Source organism: Burkholderia sp. APQ4-4ca, from assembly GCF_057837105.1.
Window position 1 is genome coordinate 1 of record NZ_JBYQCG010000029.1, and the last position, 553, is coordinate 553.

Consider the following 553-nt stretch of genomic DNA (forward strand, 5'->3'; position numbering starts at 1 on the left):
GTCCATCTCGAGACGCTTCCGCTATCCAAATTACTTACTTCTTCCAGATTGTTAAAGAACGACAGCCGATATCTGTTGATATCCTCTGACTGGCTCAATCGCCAATGCAAAATTCTCGGTTCAGCGTCTGAACCAAGCTCTTAGCGTTGGTGATTGGTGGAGGCAGACGGGATCGAACCGACGACCCCCTGCTTGCAAAGCAGGTGCTCTCCCAGCTGAGCTATGCCCCCATGTACAGGTATTCCTCAGGTGTACCTACCGCCAGACAATGGTGGGTCTGGTTGGATTCGAACCAACGACCCCCGCCTTATCAAGACGGTGCTCTAACCGACTGAGCTACAGACCCCTGAGTCTGTCTTTAATTTACAGCCGATAAGCGTGAGCGCTCAACGTCGCGAGATAGCTCTGGAAAGGAGGTGATCCAGCCGCACCTTCCGATACGGCTACCTTGTTACGACTTCACCCCAGTCATGAATCCTACCGTGGTGACCGTCCTCCTTGCGGTTAGACTAGCCACTTCTGGTAAAACCCACTCCCATGGTGTGACGGGCGG

At 53.3% G+C, this 553-nt stretch carries 2 tRNA genes and 1 rRNA gene; all 3 read right to left on the minus strand.

Annotation, left to right across the window (positions count from 1 at the left end):
• Positions 1 to 154: 154 nt before the first annotated feature.
• Positions 155 to 230 (minus strand) — tRNA-Ala (locus AC3IFE_RS01495).
• A 39-nt stretch (positions 231 to 269) separates the two neighbouring features.
• Positions 270 to 346: transfer RNA gene (locus tag AC3IFE_RS01500), tRNA-Ile, on the minus strand.
• A gap of 63 nt (positions 347 to 409) precedes the next feature.
• A 16S ribosomal RNA gene (locus AC3IFE_RS01505) occupies positions 410 to 553 on the minus strand; the annotation flags it as partial.